Below are 14,172 nucleotides of genomic sequence, written 5' to 3' on the forward strand. Positions count from 1 at the left end.
ACGGCCCTATCCGCGGATGTGTTGCGCCGAGCGCCTCTAAGATGTACGGGTCGTCCGGAGCCGCCCGCGCGCCGGCGGAGAGGGACACCATGACCACGCCGCGCACCGTCCTCGTCACGGGGGGCAACCGGGGGATCGGCTTCGCCATCGCCGAGGAGTTCGTGGCGGCCGGTCACCGGGTCGCGGTCACCGCGCGCTCCGGCTCGGGTCCCGAGGGCTCCTTCACCGTCGTCGCCGACGTGACCGACTCCGCCTCGATCGACGCGGCCTTCTCGCAGATCGAGGCCGAGCTCGGGCCGGTCGAGGTCGTCGTCGCGAACGCCGGCATCACCCGCGACATGCTGCTGCTGCGCATGTCGGAGGAGGACTTCACCTCCGTCATCGACACCAACCTCACCGGCGCCTTCCGGGTCGTCAAGCGGGCGTCGAAGGCGATGCTGAAGCAGAGGTTCGGCCGCATCGTCCTGATCTCGAGCGTCGTCGGCCTCTACGGCGGACCGGGCCAGATCAACTACTCCTCGTCGAAGGCCGCGCTGGTCGGCTTCGCCCGTTCGCTGACCCGCGAGCTCGGTGCCCGCAACATCACGGCGAACGTCGTCGCACCCGGGTTCATCGAGACCGACATGACGGCGGAGCTCCCGGCGGAGCAGCAGGCGGAGTACCGCAAGAGCATCCCGCTGGCCCGCTACGGCACGGCCGCCGAGGTCGCGAAGGTCACCCGCTGGCTGGCGAGCGACGAGGCGGACTACATCTCCGGCGCCGTCATCCCCGTCGACGGCGGCCTCGGGATGGGCCACTGACCGTATCAGCTGAGAGCTTATATCCGACGGATATCAGCTGTAGGCTTATGCGATGACCGAACCCCCCGTCGTCGCGGTGCTGCTCGACCTGGTCGACTCCCGGGAGATCACCGCGCGGTCCTCCGTGCAGCGCGAGATCGAGCGCGGCTTCGCGGCGGTCGACGCGGCGGTCCCGGCACTCGAACCACTGCACCCGACGGTCGGGGACGAGTTCCAGGCGGTCTACGCCTCCGTCTCCGCGGCCCTCGGGGCGACGCTCCAGGCGCGCCTGGCGCTGCCGCCCGGGGTGGACTGCCGGGTCGGCCTCGGCCACGGCGAGATCAGGGTGGTCGGCTCGGGCATCGCCGGCGACCTGCAGGACGGGCCCGGCTGGTGGCGCGCGCGAGCGGCCATCGAGCGGGCGCACGCCCTCGAGGACGGAGCCGTGCCGACCGCCCGAGGCTGGTTCATCGCCTCGGACGCCTCGGACGCGCAGGAGGCCGCGGTGAACGCCTACCTCCTCGCCCGCGACGCCCTCGTCGGCGAGATGAGCGACCGCGACCGGCGGCTCGTGCTCGGCACCGCGCGCGGGCTGCCGCAGAAGGTCCTGGCCGAGCAGGAGTCGATCACGCAGTCGGCGGTGTCGCAGGCGCTGAAGCGCGCGGGCGCGGGCGCCCTGCTCACCGGCGCGCGGCTGCTGGCGGACGCGTGCTGACCGCGCTGCTGCTCGCGCTCGTCGGGCTGGCCGACCTCGCTCGGACGCACCTCGGCAGGCCGGTCGCTGCCGGGGCTATCGTCGTGCTCTGGGTGGGAGCGGTGCTCTCCGCAGTGCTGGGCCTCGGGGCTCCGCCGCTCGGGGTCGCGATCGTCGCGGTCCTCTCCGGAGCCTGGCTGCTGCTCACGACGACCGCGGCGGGCACTCGACCGCCCGGTGGGCTCCGACCCGCCGTCGGCCTCGTCGTCGCGGTCCTCCTGCTCTCGGTGCTGGATCGTGCGGCCGGGCCCGCCGCCGGCCTCCTGGTCGACGCCTACGCGGAGCTCGGGCGATCCGGGCCGGTGCCGCCGATCGCCCAGGTGCTGCTCGCCGGGGGCGCCGCGCTCTTCCTCCTCGAGAGCGCCAACGTCGTCGTGCGCGCCGCGCTCTACCGCGAGCTGCCGCAGCCGGTCGCCGCCCGCAGCCGCTTCTCGCTCCGTGCTCGATTCGCCCGGCCGGCACCCCAGGAGGTGCGCGTTCCGGATCTCCGCGGCGGTCGCGCCATCGGGCCGCTCGAGCGCCTGCTCGTGACCGGGCTCACCCTCGCCGGAGCGATCGGGCTGGCCGGCGCCGTCTTCGCGGCGAAGGGCATCGTGCGCTTCCCGGAGATCTCCCGCGACGGCGAGGGCGGCTCGAAGGCCGAGTACTTCCTGGTCGGCTCGCTGGTCAGCTGGGCGCTGGCCCTGAGCGCGGCGGCGCTGATCGCGACGGCGGGCGGCTGAGGCGCCGCCCCACCGGCGTCAGCCGCGCAGGCCGAGGACCGGCAGCAGCTGGCTGAGATCGAGGCCGTCGATGACGAGGTCGGCGCGCTCGCGGACCACGGGCTTCGCGTTGAAGGCGACCGAGAGGCCGGCCACCCGCATCATCTCGAGGTCGTTCGCGCCGTCGCCGACCGCGATCGCGCGCCGGAGCGGGACGCCGGACTCCGCCGCCCACTCGCAGAGGGCCGCGGCCTTCGCAGCGGCGTCGATGACCGGGCCCTCGACCGCGCCGGTCAGGCGGCCGTCGCGGCTGCCGAGCCGGTTGGCGCGGACGAAGTCGAGGCCGAGCGCCCCGGCGACCGGATCGAGCACCTCGTGGAAGCCGCCCGAGACGACGCCGATCCGGCCACCGGCGGCGTGGATGCCGGCGATCAGCTCCTCCACTCCCGGGGTGACCCTGACGCGGCCGCTCACTCCGGCGCAGACGTCGTCGAGCACGCCGGCGAGGGTGGCGACGCGCTCGCGCAGGCTCTCGCCGAAGTCGATCTCGCCGTGCATCGCGCGCTCGGTGATCGCGGCGACGCGCTCCTCGGAGCCCGCGTGCGCGGCGAGCAGCTCGATCACCTCGTCCTGCAGCAGCGTGGAGTCGGCGTCGACGACGACCAGGAAGCGGGCGGGTGTGCGCAGAGGCTCACTCAAGGACGGGCCAATCGGTCGGGTCCGCGCGCCGACACGGCCGGCGCGCGGAAGCGCAGTGCTCTCGACCCGCGGGGGTGCTACGGGCGGACGACGACGCCCTTGCCGACGACGGTGATGCCCGACTCGGTGACGGTGAACCCGCGCTCGCGGTCGTGGTCGTGGTCCACGCCGACACGGGCGCCGGGCTCGACGACGACGTCCTTGTCGAGGATAGCGCGGGCGACCACGGCGTCCGGGCCGATCCGGACCTTGTCGAAGACGACCGAGTCGGAGACCGTGGCGTTCGACTCGATGATCGCCCAGGGCCCGACGACGCTGCGCTCGATGTGGGCTCCGGAGATGACCGTGCCGAGGGAGACCACCGAGTCGACGGTGGTGCCGAGGTTGCCCTTGCCGTCTCGCACGATCTTCGCGGGCGGCGAGTTAAGCTGCGACGAGAAGATCGGCCACTGCTGGTTGTAGAGGTTGAAGACGGGCAGCGCCGAGATGAGGTCCTGGTGCGCCTCGAAGAACGAGTCGATCGTCCCCACGTCGCGCCAGTAGTAGCGGTCGCGATCGGTGGAGCCGGGGACCTCGTTGAGCTTGAGGTCGTAGACGCCGGCCTCGCCGCGCGCGACGAAGTCGGGGATGATGTCGCCGCCCATGTCGTGGTCGGAGGTGGAGAGCTCGCCGTCGCGGATGACCGCGTCGATCAGCGCGTCGGCGTCGAAGACGTAGTTGCCCATCGAGGCGAGGACCTCGTGCGGGGAGTCGGCGAGGCCGACCGCGTCCTTGGGCTTCTCGAGGAACTCGGCGATCTTGGTCGGGACGACGCCGTCGCCGGCCTCGTCGCCCGCGAGCTGGATGACGCCGAACTGGTCGGCGAGCTCGATCGGCTGGCGGATCGCCGCGACGGTCGCCTTGGCTCCCGACTTGATGTGCGCCTCGATCATCTGCGAGAAGTCCATGCGGTAGACGTGGTCCGCGCCGACCACGACGACGATGTCGGGCTTCTCGTCGCGGATCAGGTTGAGGCTCTGCAGGATCGCGTCGGCCGAGCCGCTGAACCAGCGCTTGCCGAGCCGCTGCTGCGCCGGGACGGACGCGACGTACGAGTTGAGCAGCCCCGAGAGCGTCCAGGTCTGCGAGACGTGGCGGTCGAGCGAGTGCGACTTGTACTGCGTCAGCACCACGATCTGGGTCAGACCCGAGTTGATGAGGTTGGACAGCGCGAAGTCGATCAGACGGTACTGCCCGCCGAACGGCACCGCGGGCTTGGCCCGGTCCGCCGTGAGGGGCATGAGCCGCTTGCCTTCGCCACCCGCGAGGACGATGCCGAAAATCTTCTTTGACTGCATGGCTCCACAGTAGGGGTTGGCGATGGTCCGCGAACCCGCGTGGCTGCGGCTGTCGCCGGGGGATCGCGCTGTACTACGGTTCGGGGTGTGCGAGTCGATCTGCTGACCAAGGAATATCCGCCCGAGGTGTACGGGGGAGCCGGTGTGCACGTGGCCGAGCTCACCAAGGCCCTCCGCCACGACATCGAGGTCGTGGTGCGCTGCTTCGGCGCGCCGAGGGACGAGGAGGGGGCGTTCGCGTACCCGGTGCCGGCCGAGCTGGCGCAGGCCAACGGCGCGCTGCAGACCCTGGGCGTCGATCTCCAGATCGCCCAGGACGCGGCCGGAGCCGATCTCGTGCACTCGCACACCTGGTACGCCAACGCGGCCGGGCGCCTCGCGCAGCTGCTGCACGGCATCCCGCACGTCGTCTCGGCGCACAGCCTCGAGCCGCTGCGCCCGTGGAAGGCCGAGCAGCTCGGCGGCGGCTACCGCGTCTCGAGCTGGATCGAGCGCGAGGCGTACGAGAGCGCCGATGCGGTGATCGCGGTCTCCGGCGGGATGCGGAACGACATCCTCCGCTCGTACCCCGCCCTGGACCCGGCGAAGGTGCACGTGGTCTACAACGGCATCGACCTCGACGCGTGGCACCCGGTGGAGGACGAGGCGGTCCTCGCCGAGCTGGGCATCGACCCGTCGCGTCCGTCCGTCGTCTTCGTGGGCCGGATCACCCGGCAGAAGGGGCTGCCCTATCTGCTGCGCGCTGCCGCGATGCTGCCGCCGGAGGTGCAGCTCGTGCTCTGCGCCGGCGCCCCGGACACCCCCGAGATCATGGCCGAGGTCACCGCGCTGGTGCGGGGGCTCCAGCAGGAGCGCACCGGCGTCGTCTGGATCGACCGCCACCTGCCGCGCCACCAGCTCTCCGCGGTGCTGACCGCCGCGACCACGTTCGTCTGCCCGTCGATCTACGAGCCGCTGGGCATCGTGAACCTCGAGGCGATGGCGTGCGGCGCCGCGGTCGTCGGGACCGCGACCGGCGGCATCCCGGAGGTCGTCGTCGACGGCGTCACCGGGCGCCTGGTGCCGATCGAGCAGGTGACGGACGGCACCGGCACGCCGGTGGATCCGGAGCGCTACATCGCGGATCTCGCGGCCGCGATGGCCGAGGTCGTCGCCGATCCGGCCGCCGCGAAGCGGATGGGCGAGGCCGGCCGCCTCCGGGCGCAGAGCGACTTCAGCTGGACGCAGATCGCCCGGGACACCCGTGCGATCTACGACTCGCTCGTCTGAGCCCGCCGCCCGCTCCCTTTAGACTGGTCCGCATGCCCAGCGTTGTCTCGTTCGTCGATGTGTCCTTCGTCCGGAACGGCAAGCGGATCCTCGACCACGTCGACTGGACCGTGTCCGAGGAGGAGCGCTGGGTGATCCTCGGCTCCAACGGAGCCGGGAAGACCTCGATCCTGCAGATCGCCGCGGCGCAGAACTATCCGTCGACCGGCTCGGCGCACCTGCTCGAGGAGACGCTCGGCCGCGTCGACGTCTTCGAGCTGCGCCCCCGGATCGGCTACGCCTCGACCGCGATGGCGCGCCGCCTGCCCGCGGGCGAGACGGTGCTCGACGTCGTGATGACCGCCGCCTACGCGGTGACCGGCCGCTGGAACGAGGGCTACGACGAGATCGACGAGCGCCGCGCGCGCCGCGTCCTGGTGGAGTGGAAGCTCGACCACCTCGCCGACCGCACCTTCGGCACGCTCTCCGACGGTGAGCAGAAGCGCGTCCAGATCGCCCGCGCGATCATGACCGACCCCGAGCTGCTGCTGCTCGACGAGCCGGCCGGCAGCCTCGACCTCGGCGCCCGCGAGGAGCTCGTGCAGCTGCTCGGCGGCTTCGCGCAGGACCCGGCCTCGCCCGCGATCGTGATGGTGACCCACCACGTCGAGGAGATCCCGGCCGGGTTCACGCACGCGCTGCTGCTGCGCGACGGCGCCGTCGTCGCCGCCGGCCCGCTGGCCGAGGCGCTCACCGAGGCGACCCTCGCGGACGCCTTCGGGCTCGACATCGCGCTGACGCACGAGAACGGGCGCTACTCGGCCCGCGCCCGCTGAGCGCGGGCTCGCGCGACCGCGTGCCGCACCTCCCCGTGGCGGCGGCGGTCTGCTATTCTTGGTAGCTGGTTCGGGCCCGTTCGCGGTGCGCCCGCCACTCATCCACCCGCACCCGTCGACGACAGGCGCGGTTCAGGACCACAAGCGACAGGACACGATCATGCAGACCGACATCCACCCCAAGTACGAGGCCATCGTGTTCCGCGACCTCGCCTCCGGTGAGACCTTCCTCACCCGCTCGACGGCGACCAGCAGCAAGACGATCGAGCTCGACGGCGTCACGTACCCCGTCATCGACGTCGAGATCTCGTCCGCCTCGCACCCGTTCTACACGGGCAAGCAGCGCATCATGGACTCGGCCGGCCGCGTCGAGAAGTTCAACTCGCGCTACAAGAACTTCGGCAAGTAGGCTCCGGTCTCCCGCCTCCGAAGGGCCCTCGACCTCGCGGTCGGGGGCCCTTCGTCGTTCCCCCCCTGCTGATCGAGTAGCCCGCGGAGCGGGCGTCTCGAGATCCGCTGTCGTCAGAAGTCGAGTCTGCAGTCCCGGCCTGCTGACGACGGCGGGTCTCGATACGCCGCTGCGCGGCTACTCGACCAGCATGTGCAGCGCGCTCGTCTCGCTTGCGCGGCCCGCCTTTCCCTGCTGATCGAGTAGCCCGCGAAGCGGGAGTATCGAGATCGACCGCGCCCGCAGATCGGTCGCCGCGCGGATCAGTAGCGGTAGAAGCCCTCGCCGGTGGCGGTGCCGAGCCTGCCCTGGTCGAGGTACTCGGTCTTGAGGTGGGCGGCGAAGGCCTGCGAGGCCTCGTCGGGGGCGGCGACGGCGACGTGGTAGGCGGTGTTGAGGCCGATGACGTCGAAGATCTGGAAGGGGCCGAGCGGGGCACCGGTGCCGATCCGCCAGGTCTTGTCGATGGTCTCGGGGTCGGCGTAGCCGCCCATCAGGAGGCCGCTCGCGGCGTTCAGGAGCGGCACCAGCAGCGAGTTGAGCAGGTAGCCGGCCTTCTCCTTCTGCAGGCGGATCGGCTCGAGTCCGCTCTCGACGGCGAAGGCGACGACGGCGTCGACGACGGCCGGGGCGGTGTCGGCCGTGCCCATGATCTCGGCGGTGTTCTGCACCCAGACGTGGTTGGCGTAGTGCAGGGCGAGGAAGCGGTCGGGGCGGCCGGTCGACTCCTTCAGATCGCTGGGGAGCAGCGTCGAGGAGTTGGTCGCGAAGATCGTCCGCTCGGGGGCGAGCGCGCCGAGGCGGCCGTAGAGCTCCTGCTTGAGCGCGAGGTCCTCGGGGACGGCCTCGATCACGAGGTCGGCGTCGGCGACGGCCTCGGCGAGGTCGGAGGTGAGGCGCAGCGACTCGAGGGCCGCGGCGGCGCCGCCGGGCATCCCTCCGGAGACCTGCGCCGACTCGTAGACGCCGGCGAGCCCGCGGAAGCGCTCGCGCGCGGCGTCGAGCACCTCGTCGGTGACGTCGTAGCTGGTGACGGCGAAGCCGTGGAAGGCGGCCTGGAACGCGATCTGGGAGCCGAGGACTCCGCTGCCGAGGACGGTGACCGTGCGGATGGTGGGCATGACTGCTCCTCGCCGGGGACCCGGGTGGTCCCGCTGTCCTCCGATCCCAGCGCAGCGCGGGGCAGCGGTCGAGCGGTTGCGCGCGGGGGCCGCCGCATGTCCTCGTGACGGCATCACCGGTTCCGGGCCCGTGACGCGGCGGGCCGAGAGGCGGTAGCGTCCGGGGATGGTGTCCTTCGCCGACAAGCCGATCCTGCCGCTCACGACGCCCGAGGAGTGGGACGCCTACCTCCGCGGTGAGCCGGACCCGGGCGGTGTGCGGTTGAAGCTGCGGAAGAAGGCGGCCGTCGACCCGGGCATCACCTACGCGGAGGCGCTCGACGTCGCACTCTGCCACGGCTGGATCGACGGGCAGGCGGGCGCGTTCGACGAGCAGTTCAAGCTGCAGGCGTTCACACCGCGGCGCCGGGCGAGCCCGTGGTCGAAGGTGAACCGCGACCACGTGGCGCGGCTGCTCGAGGAGGGCCGGATGCTGCCGGCCGGACTCGCCGAGGTGGAGCGGGCACGGGCGGACGGGCGCTGGGAGGCCGCCTACCGGCAGCGCGACGCGGAGGTGCCGGACGACTTCACGGCGGCACTGGCCGCGGATCCGGCGGCCGCCGCCTTCTTCGCGACGGTCGGCGGGCAGAAGCGCTTCGCGTTCCTCTTCCGGCTGTCGCAGCTCAAGCGGCCGGAGACGCGGGAACGGCGGATCGCGGAGTACGTGGCGCTGCTCGCGGAGGGTCGCACGCTCACCTGAGCCGCGACATCAGTGCCGAGAGGTCGCTACCGGACGCTCAGTGCCGGACGGGCCAGGCGCCGTCGGCGACGAAGCTCTCGTCGCGGATGCGGCGCATGTACTCCTGGAACGACTCGGCCTGGGTGCGGCACCAGTCGATCTGCAGGGCGTGCAGCGCGTCGGCACCGCCGCCGAGCTCCTCGGTGAAGGCGCGGCCGAGGGCCTGGGCGACGCGGCCCGCGGCGATCGCGTCGGCGCCGGCGTCGTGCGCCTCGGTCAGCGGGACGCCGTAGTGCAGCGCGGCTTGGACCAGTGTGCGCTTGCCCTTGCGGTAGCGGTCGACCGCCTTGTCGATGACGAGCGGGTCGATGACGGGACTCGGGTCGATCAGCACCGGGACGCCCCAGCGGCGCGCCTCGAAGGCGAGCAGCGAGAGGTCGTAGGGGGCGTTGTAGATGACGACGGGGATGCCGCGGGCCAGGAGCGAGCGGAGCGCCTCCGACACCTCGGCGACGACCTCGCCGGCGGGGCGGCCGTGCTCGCGGGCGTGCTCGGTGCTGATGCCGTGCACGGCGCTGGCGCCGGCCGGGATCTCGACGCCGGGATCGGCGAGCCAGGTCGTGCCCTCGACCGGGGTGCCGTCGGCGTCGATCACGCCGACGTGCGCGGTGACGATGCGGCTGGTGCGGACGTCGATGCCGGTGGTCTCGAGGTCGAAGACGGCGAGACGGTCGTACCAGCGGGCGCCGTCGGAGCCTTCCGACCTCTCCGACGAACCTGCGGACCCGCCGGTGGACCCGGCTTCGTCGAGGAGGGTCTCGTCGAAGAGCGTCGGTGCCTGGTTCGTCTCGGTGGTGCTCACGCCGACAGCCTAGGCGGGGCCTCCGACATCGTCGGGAGGCCCCGCGGCGTGCTGCGCGGTCGGGCGGGCGAAGGCCGGATCAGCGGGTGAGACCCTCGCGGGCCTGGCCGGCCTTCGCGACGTGCAGCCAGAAGAAGCCCTGGGTGCCGAGCGTCATCGTCAGCGAGCCGTCCTCGGAGAAGCCGGGGAAGCGGCCGCCGCCGAAGAGGTCGGTCAGCGTCGAGCCGGGGTTCTCGGGGTCGGTGATCGTCACCGAGACCGGGTTGTGGTTGAAGCTGAAGACGCAGAGCACCTCCTCCGGCTGGTCGCCCATCGCGGTACCGGAGCCGGCGTAGTCGCGGACGAAGGCGAGCACCGACTCGTGGTCGGTCTCGAGGACGCGCATCGAGCCGAGGCCGAAGGCGGGGTGGCCGCGGCGCACGTGCAGGACGTTCCGCATCCAGTGCAGCAGCGAGCGCGACTGGGCGAGCTGCGCCTCCACGTTGACCTGGTTGTAGTGGTAGACGAGCGACTGCACGATCGGCTGGACGAGCTTGCCCGGGTCGGCGGCCGAGAAGCCGGCGTTGCGGTCCGGGGTCCACTGCATCGGGGTGCGCGAGGCGTCGCGGTCGTTCAGCCAGATGTTGTCGCCCATCCCGATCTCGTCACCGTAGTAGAGGAACGGGCTGCCGGCGAGCGAGAAGAGCAGGGCGTTGATCAGCTCGAGCTCGGCGCGCGAGTTGTCGAGCAGCGGCGCCAGCCGGCGGCGGATGCCGATGTTGGAGCGCATCCGCGGGTCGTAGGCGTACCAGCCGTACATCGCCTGGCGGTACTCCTCGGAGACCATCTCGAGGGTGAGCTCGTCGTGGTTGCGGAGGAAGACGCCCCAGGCCGCGCCGGAGGGGATGTCGAAGGTCTCGGAGAGCACCTTCTTCAGCTCGTTCGCGGTCTGCGCGCGGAGGGAGTAGAAGATGCGCGGCATGACCGGGAAGTCGAAGGCCATGTGGCACTCCGGCTCCTCCTCGGTGCCGAAGAACGCCGCGACCTCGCGCGGCCACTGGTTCGCCTCGGCGATCAGGATGCGGCCGGGGTAGTCGCGGTCGACCATCGTCCGCAGGTTCTTGATGAAGTCGTGCGTGGGCGGCTCGCCCTCGCCGTTGCCCTCGTCGGACTCGTAGAGGTAGGGGATCGCGTCGAGCCGGATGCCGTCGACACCGAGGTCGAGCCAGAACTTGACGACGTCGTGGATGGCCTCGTGCACGGCCGGGTTCTCGAAGTTGAGGTCGGGCTGGTGCGAGAAGAAGCGGTGGAAGTAGAACTGGCGGCGCTCGGCGTCGAAGGCCCAGTTCGAGTCCTCGGTGTCGACGAAGATGATCCGGATGTCCGGGTACTTGTCGTCGGTGTCGTTCCAGACGTAGAAGTCGCCGTAGGGGCCCTCGGGGTCGGAGCGCGACTGCTGGAACCACTCGTGCTGGTCGCTGGTGTGGTTGAGCGGGAAGTCCATCACGATGCGCATGTTGCGCTCGTGGGCCTTCCGGACGAGCTCGCGGAAGTCCTCCATGGTGCCGAACTCGGGGAGGATCGCCTTGAAGTCGGAGACGTCGTAGCCGCCGTCGCGCAGCGGCGACATGTAGAAGGGCGGCAGCCAGAGCGCGTCGATGCCGAGCCACTGCAGATAGTCGAGCTTGGACGCCAGGCCGTTGATGTCGCCGGCGCCGTCTCCGTTCGAGTCGTAGTACGACCGGATCATGACCTCGTAGAACACGGCCCTGCGGTACCACTGCGGATCGAGGGCGAGCCCGGGGAGTTGGATCGGGGACGTGAAGCTCACGGTGCTCCTTCTGCTGCTGCCTGAGCGGATGACCGGCGCCGCGCCGGGATCGGAGCGGAGGACGGGGGACGGGCGGTGCGTCGCGTGCGAACGCGCCTTCATGCTTGCGGCTCGGATCGAGGGCCCGCAAGGCGTTGCGGCGGGAAGTTCGACGGGCTTTCCCTACGATGGGGACCGTCATGACCATAGCCTCCCCCTACGCCGCCGACCTCGGGCGACTCGCCATCAGCGAGAGCGCCGTCGACGTCGCCGGGGCCACCACCGCCTACTGGAGCTACGGCGACCCCGACGCGGGGACCGTGCTGGTCCTGGTGCACGGATTCCGCGGCGAGCACCACGGGCTGGAGCCGGTGATCGCGAGGCTGCTGGCCGGCGGAGCGGACGCCCGCGTGATCGCGCCCGACCTGCCCGGCTTCGGCGCGTCGCCGGCGATGACGGCGCACGCGCACGACGTCGAGGGCTACGCGGCCTGGCTCGGCGAGTTCCTGGACGCGCTCGGGCTGCGGGGGAGCGCGGTCGTGCTGGGGCACTCCTTCGGCTCGATCGTCTCCGCGGCGGCCGTCGCGGGCGGGCTGGAGACTCCGCTGCTCGTGCTCGTCAATCCGATCGCCGCGCCCGCCCTCGCGGGGCCCCGTGGCGTGCTGACCCGGCTCGCGGTGCTCTACTACCGCCTCGGCGCGGTGCTGCCCCGCCCGCTGGGGCTGCGCCTGCTCGGCGATCCGCTGATCGTGCGGGTGATGAGCCTCGCGATGGTGAAGACCAAGGACGGGCCGCTGCGCCGCTTCGTGCACGACCAGCACGACCGCTACTTCAGCGCCTTCGCCTCGCGCGACACGGTGCTGGAGGCGTTCCGCGCCTCGGTCTCGCACGACGTCAGCGAGTACGCCGCGCGGATCGCGGCGCCGACGCTGCTGATCGCCGCGGCGCAGGACGACATCACCCCGCTCTCCGCGCAGTACCGCCTGCTCGAGGCGCTGCCGCACGGGCGTCTGCACGTGATCGACGGAGTCGGGCACCTCATCCACTACGAGACGCCGGACGAGGCGGCCGCCGTCCTCCGCGCGGCCCTGGACGAGGGGATCGACCGATGAGGATCGTCGTCGACTGCCGGTACACCCGGCTCGAGCGCCACGACGGCATCAGCCGCTACACCGCGGAGATCGTGGCCGAGCTGGCGAAGCTGCACGACGTGACGATGCTGATCAGCGACCGCCGCCAGCGGGCGATGCTGCCGGACCTGCCGTGGGAGAAGGTCACCTCGCCGACCGGGCCGTTCGAGCCGTTCGTGGCGCTGCTGGTGAACCGGCTGCGGCCCGACGTCGTCTTCTCGCCGATGCAGACGATGGGCTCGCTCGGCCGGCGCTACAAGCTCGTGCTGACCGTGCACGACCTGATCTACTACCGCCACCGCACGCCGCCACGCGATCTTCCGCTCCCGGTGCGCGGGCTCTGGCGGCTCTACCACCTGGCCTGGTGGCCGCAGCGGCGCCTGCTGCAGCGCGCCGACGCGATCGTGACGGTGTCCGAGACGACCCGCGGGCTGCTCCGCACGCACCGGCTGACGACCCGGCCGGTCGTCGTGGTGCCGAACGCGGCGACGGCTCCGGACGAGGCGAGCGCGGCCCTCGCGGCGGCGCTGCCGGACCGCTCGGACGCGCGCTCGCTCGTCTACATGGGCTCGTTCATGCCCTACAAGAACGTGGAGTCGCTGGCGCGGGCGATGCGGCTGCTGCCCGACTACGAGCTGCACCTGATGAGCCGGGCGAGCGACGAGACGGTGGAGACCCTCCGCTCGCTCGCGCCGACGGCGAAGCTGATCTTCCACCAGGGAGCGGACGACGCCTCCTACCGCGAGGCGCTCGCGCGTGCCACGGCGCTGGTGACGGCGAGCCGGGACGAGGGCTTCGGCATCCCGCTGGTCGAGGCGATGGCGCTCGGCACGCCGGTCGTCGTCAGCGACATCCCGATCTTCCGCGAGATCGGCGGCGACGCGGCGGTCTACGTGGATCCGTCGAGCGCGAAGGGCATCGCCGAGGGCGTGCGCTCGCTCGAGGACCCGGAGCGCTGGCGGGAGCTGTCGGCGAAGGCGCGGAAGCGGGCGGCGGCGTACTCGTGGCGCGACTCCGCGCGGGTGCTGCTGGAGCTGCTGACGAGCGTCGGGCGCTGAGCGGCGCCCGGGCCGGGCGTCAGGCGGGTGCGCTCGGGCTGAGCACGTCGTCCAGGTCGGACTGCAGATCGGCGTCGACGACGACCACGTCGCCGGAGTCGTCGACCGCGACGATCTGCAGGGCGCCGTCGACGATCGCGAAGTCGTGCCGCGAGCCGTTGCCGACGGTCGTGCCCTGGGCCGGCAGCTCGTCCTCGCTGAGGGCGCGGAGCAGGCTGCCGATGACGGCGCCGTGCGTCGCGACGATCACGCGCTGCTCCGGGAAGCGCTCGGCGATCTCGAGCAGCGCGGCCGTGGCGCGCTCGACGACCTGGGCGCGGGTCTCGCAGCCGGGGATGCGCGCGCCCTCGATGCCGCCGGGGAAGAGCTCGCGGAGCTCGTCGCCGGTCATGCCCTCCGCCTCGCCGTAGGCCCGCTCGGCGACGCCCTCGACGACCTCGGGCTCGGGCAGGCCGAGACCGCGGGCGATGATCGCCCCGGTCTCGTGCGCGCGCTGCAGCGGGCTGGCGACGACGACGTCCCAGTCGCGCTCGCGCAGCAGCCGGGCGGCGGCCCGGGCCTGCGAGCGGCCGGTGTCGTTCAGCGGGATGTCGCTCGCGCCCTGGATGCGGCGGGCGGCGTTCCAGTCGGTCTGGCCGTGCCGGACGAGGGTGAGCTGGGTCACGAGGGCCTCTCGGGTGGTGGGGGAGCGG

The 14,172-nt window shown here is 72.0% G+C and carries 15 protein-coding genes; 9 read left to right on the forward strand and 6 right to left on the reverse strand.

All coding sequences use genetic code 11. The features are described from left to right. Positions 1-89: 89 nt before the first annotated feature. Genes MT353_RS09715 through MT353_RS09725 form a run of 3 tightly spaced genes read left to right on the forward strand, consistent with a single transcriptional unit; the run spans position 90 to position 2,255 of the window. Positions 90-800, forward strand: coding sequence for a beta-ketoacyl-ACP reductase (locus tag MT353_RS09715; protein WP_243599984.1), 711 nt, complete (start codon positions 90-92; stop codon positions 798-800). Between the two features lie 52 nt (positions 801-852). Then, positions 853-1,494, forward strand: coding sequence for a SatD family protein (locus MT353_RS09720; RefSeq protein ID WP_243624282.1), 642 nt, complete (start codon positions 853-855; stop codon positions 1,492-1,494). Then, positions 1,488-2,255, forward strand: coding sequence for a hypothetical protein (locus MT353_RS09725; RefSeq protein WP_243599986.1), 768 nt, complete (start codon positions 1,488-1,490; stop codon positions 2,253-2,255). The genes MT353_RS09720 and MT353_RS09725 overlap by 7 nt, the downstream gene beginning before the upstream one ends. Positions 2,256-2,273: 18 nt before the next feature. Here the strand turns inward: MT353_RS09725 and serB are convergent, their stop codons facing one another. Next, positions 2,274-2,933 (reverse strand): phosphoserine phosphatase SerB, encoded by a 660-nt coding sequence (gene serB / locus MT353_RS09730; RefSeq protein WP_243599987.1) that lies wholly within the window; start codon positions 2,931-2,933, stop codon positions 2,274-2,276. Positions 2,934-3,010: 77 nt separating this feature from the next. Then, positions 3,011-4,270 (reverse strand): glucose-1-phosphate adenylyltransferase, encoded by a 1,260-nt coding sequence (locus tag MT353_RS09735; protein ID WP_243599988.1) that lies wholly within the window; start codon positions 4,268-4,270, stop codon positions 3,011-3,013. A gap of 87 nt (positions 4,271-4,357) precedes the next feature. Here MT353_RS09735 and glgA point away from each other — a divergent pair, with 87 nt between their 5' ends. The 3 genes from glgA to MT353_RS09750 all read left to right on the forward strand — a co-directional run bounded on the left by glgA (position 4,358) and on the right by MT353_RS09750 (position 6,763). Then, on the forward strand, positions 4,358-5,539 hold the full coding sequence (gene glgA, locus MT353_RS09740; protein WP_243599989.1) for a glycogen synthase: 1,182 nt from the start codon (positions 4,358-4,360) through the stop codon (positions 5,537-5,539). A gap of 32 nt (positions 5,540-5,571) precedes the next feature. Then, positions 5,572-6,354 (forward strand): ABC transporter ATP-binding protein, encoded by a 783-nt coding sequence (locus tag MT353_RS09745; RefSeq protein ID WP_123446295.1) that lies wholly within the window; start codon positions 5,572-5,574, stop codon positions 6,352-6,354. A 160-nt stretch (positions 6,355-6,514) separates the two neighbouring features. Beyond that, positions 6,515-6,763 (forward strand): type B 50S ribosomal protein L31, encoded by a 249-nt coding sequence (locus MT353_RS09750; RefSeq protein WP_123446296.1) that lies wholly within the window; start codon positions 6,515-6,517, stop codon positions 6,761-6,763. 302 nt (positions 6,764-7,065) lie between these two features. Here MT353_RS09750 and MT353_RS09755 read toward each other — a convergent pair whose 3' ends face one another. Beyond that, entirely contained in the window at positions 7,066-7,923 is an 858-nt protein-coding gene (locus tag MT353_RS09755; protein WP_243599990.1) for a 3-hydroxyacyl-CoA dehydrogenase, read from the reverse strand. A 166-nt stretch (positions 7,924-8,089) separates the two neighbouring features. On the opposite strand from MT353_RS09755, the gene MT353_RS09760 reads away from it, so the two are divergent. Then, entirely contained in the window at positions 8,090-8,662 is a 573-nt protein-coding gene (locus tag MT353_RS09760) for a YdeI family protein (RefSeq protein WP_123446298.1), read from the forward strand. Between the two features lie 37 nt (positions 8,663-8,699). Here the strand turns inward: MT353_RS09760 and MT353_RS09765 are convergent, their stop codons facing one another. Together MT353_RS09765 and treS are read right to left on the reverse strand one after the other, a co-directional pair. Continuing rightward, positions 8,700-9,503 carry a 3'-5' exonuclease gene (locus MT353_RS09765; protein WP_308197519.1) on the reverse strand — a complete coding sequence of 268 codons (804 nt, stop codon included), beginning with the start codon at positions 9,501-9,503 and terminating at the stop codon, positions 8,700-8,702. Positions 9,504-9,582: 79 nt separating this feature from the next. Beyond that, positions 9,583-11,313, reverse strand: coding sequence for a maltose alpha-D-glucosyltransferase (gene treS, locus MT353_RS09770; RefSeq protein WP_243599992.1), 1,731 nt, complete (start codon positions 11,311-11,313; stop codon positions 9,583-9,585). A 179-nt stretch (positions 11,314-11,492) separates the two neighbouring features. On the opposite strand from treS, the gene MT353_RS09775 reads away from it, so the two are divergent. Next, complete coding sequence (locus tag MT353_RS09775; protein WP_243624283.1) at positions 11,493-12,404, forward strand: alpha/beta fold hydrolase; 912 nt, start codon at positions 11,493-11,495, stop codon at positions 12,402-12,404. Then, on the forward strand, positions 12,401-13,480 hold the full coding sequence (locus MT353_RS09780) for a glycosyltransferase family 1 protein (protein ID WP_123735772.1): 1,080 nt from the start codon (positions 12,401-12,403) through the stop codon (positions 13,478-13,480). Before MT353_RS09775 ends, MT353_RS09780 begins: the two co-directional genes overlap by 4 nt. 19 nt (positions 13,481-13,499) lie before the next feature. On the opposite strand, the gene MT353_RS09785 is transcribed toward MT353_RS09780, so the two are convergent. After that, positions 13,500-14,144, reverse strand: a complete 645-nt coding sequence (locus tag MT353_RS09785) for a histidine phosphatase family protein (protein WP_164874486.1) — start codon at positions 14,142-14,144, stop codon at positions 13,500-13,502. Positions 14,145-14,172: the final 28 nt, after the last annotated feature.

Origin of the sequence: Rathayibacter sp. VKM Ac-2927, from assembly GCF_022815525.1 — a bacterium.
Taxonomy (GTDB): domain Bacteria; phylum Actinomycetota; class Actinomycetes; order Actinomycetales; family Microbacteriaceae; genus Rathayibacter; species Rathayibacter festucae.

Excerpts from the sequence above, each read along its gene's own strand:
- MT353_RS09715 (WP_243599984.1), top strand. The coding sequence starts at position 90 with ATGACCACGCCGCGCACCGTCCTCGTCACGGGGGGCAACCGGGGGATC.
- MT353_RS09720 (WP_243624282.1), top strand. The coding sequence starts at position 853 with ATGACCGAACCCCCCGTCGTCGCGGTGCTGCTCGACCTGGTCGACTCC.
- MT353_RS09735 (WP_243599988.1), bottom strand. The coding sequence starts at position 4,270 with ATGCAGTCAAAGAAGATTTTCGGCATCGTCCTCGCGGGTGGCGAAGGC.
- MT353_RS09745 (WP_123446295.1), top strand. The coding sequence starts at position 5,572 with ATGCCCAGCGTTGTCTCGTTCGTCGATGTGTCCTTCGTCCGGAACGGC.
- MT353_RS09750 (WP_123446296.1), top strand. The coding sequence starts at position 6,515 with ATGCAGACCGACATCCACCCCAAGTACGAGGCCATCGTGTTCCGCGAC.
- MT353_RS09755 (WP_243599990.1), bottom strand. The coding sequence starts at position 7,923 with ATGCCCACCATCCGCACGGTCACCGTCCTCGGCAGCGGAGTCCTCGGC.
- MT353_RS09760 (WP_123446298.1), top strand. The coding sequence starts at position 8,090 with ATGGTGTCCTTCGCCGACAAGCCGATCCTGCCGCTCACGACGCCCGAG.
- MT353_RS09775 (WP_243624283.1), top strand. The coding sequence starts at position 11,493 with ATGACCATAGCCTCCCCCTACGCCGCCGACCTCGGGCGACTCGCCATC.
- MT353_RS09780 (WP_123735772.1), top strand. The coding sequence starts at position 12,401 with ATGAGGATCGTCGTCGACTGCCGGTACACCCGGCTCGAGCGCCACGAC.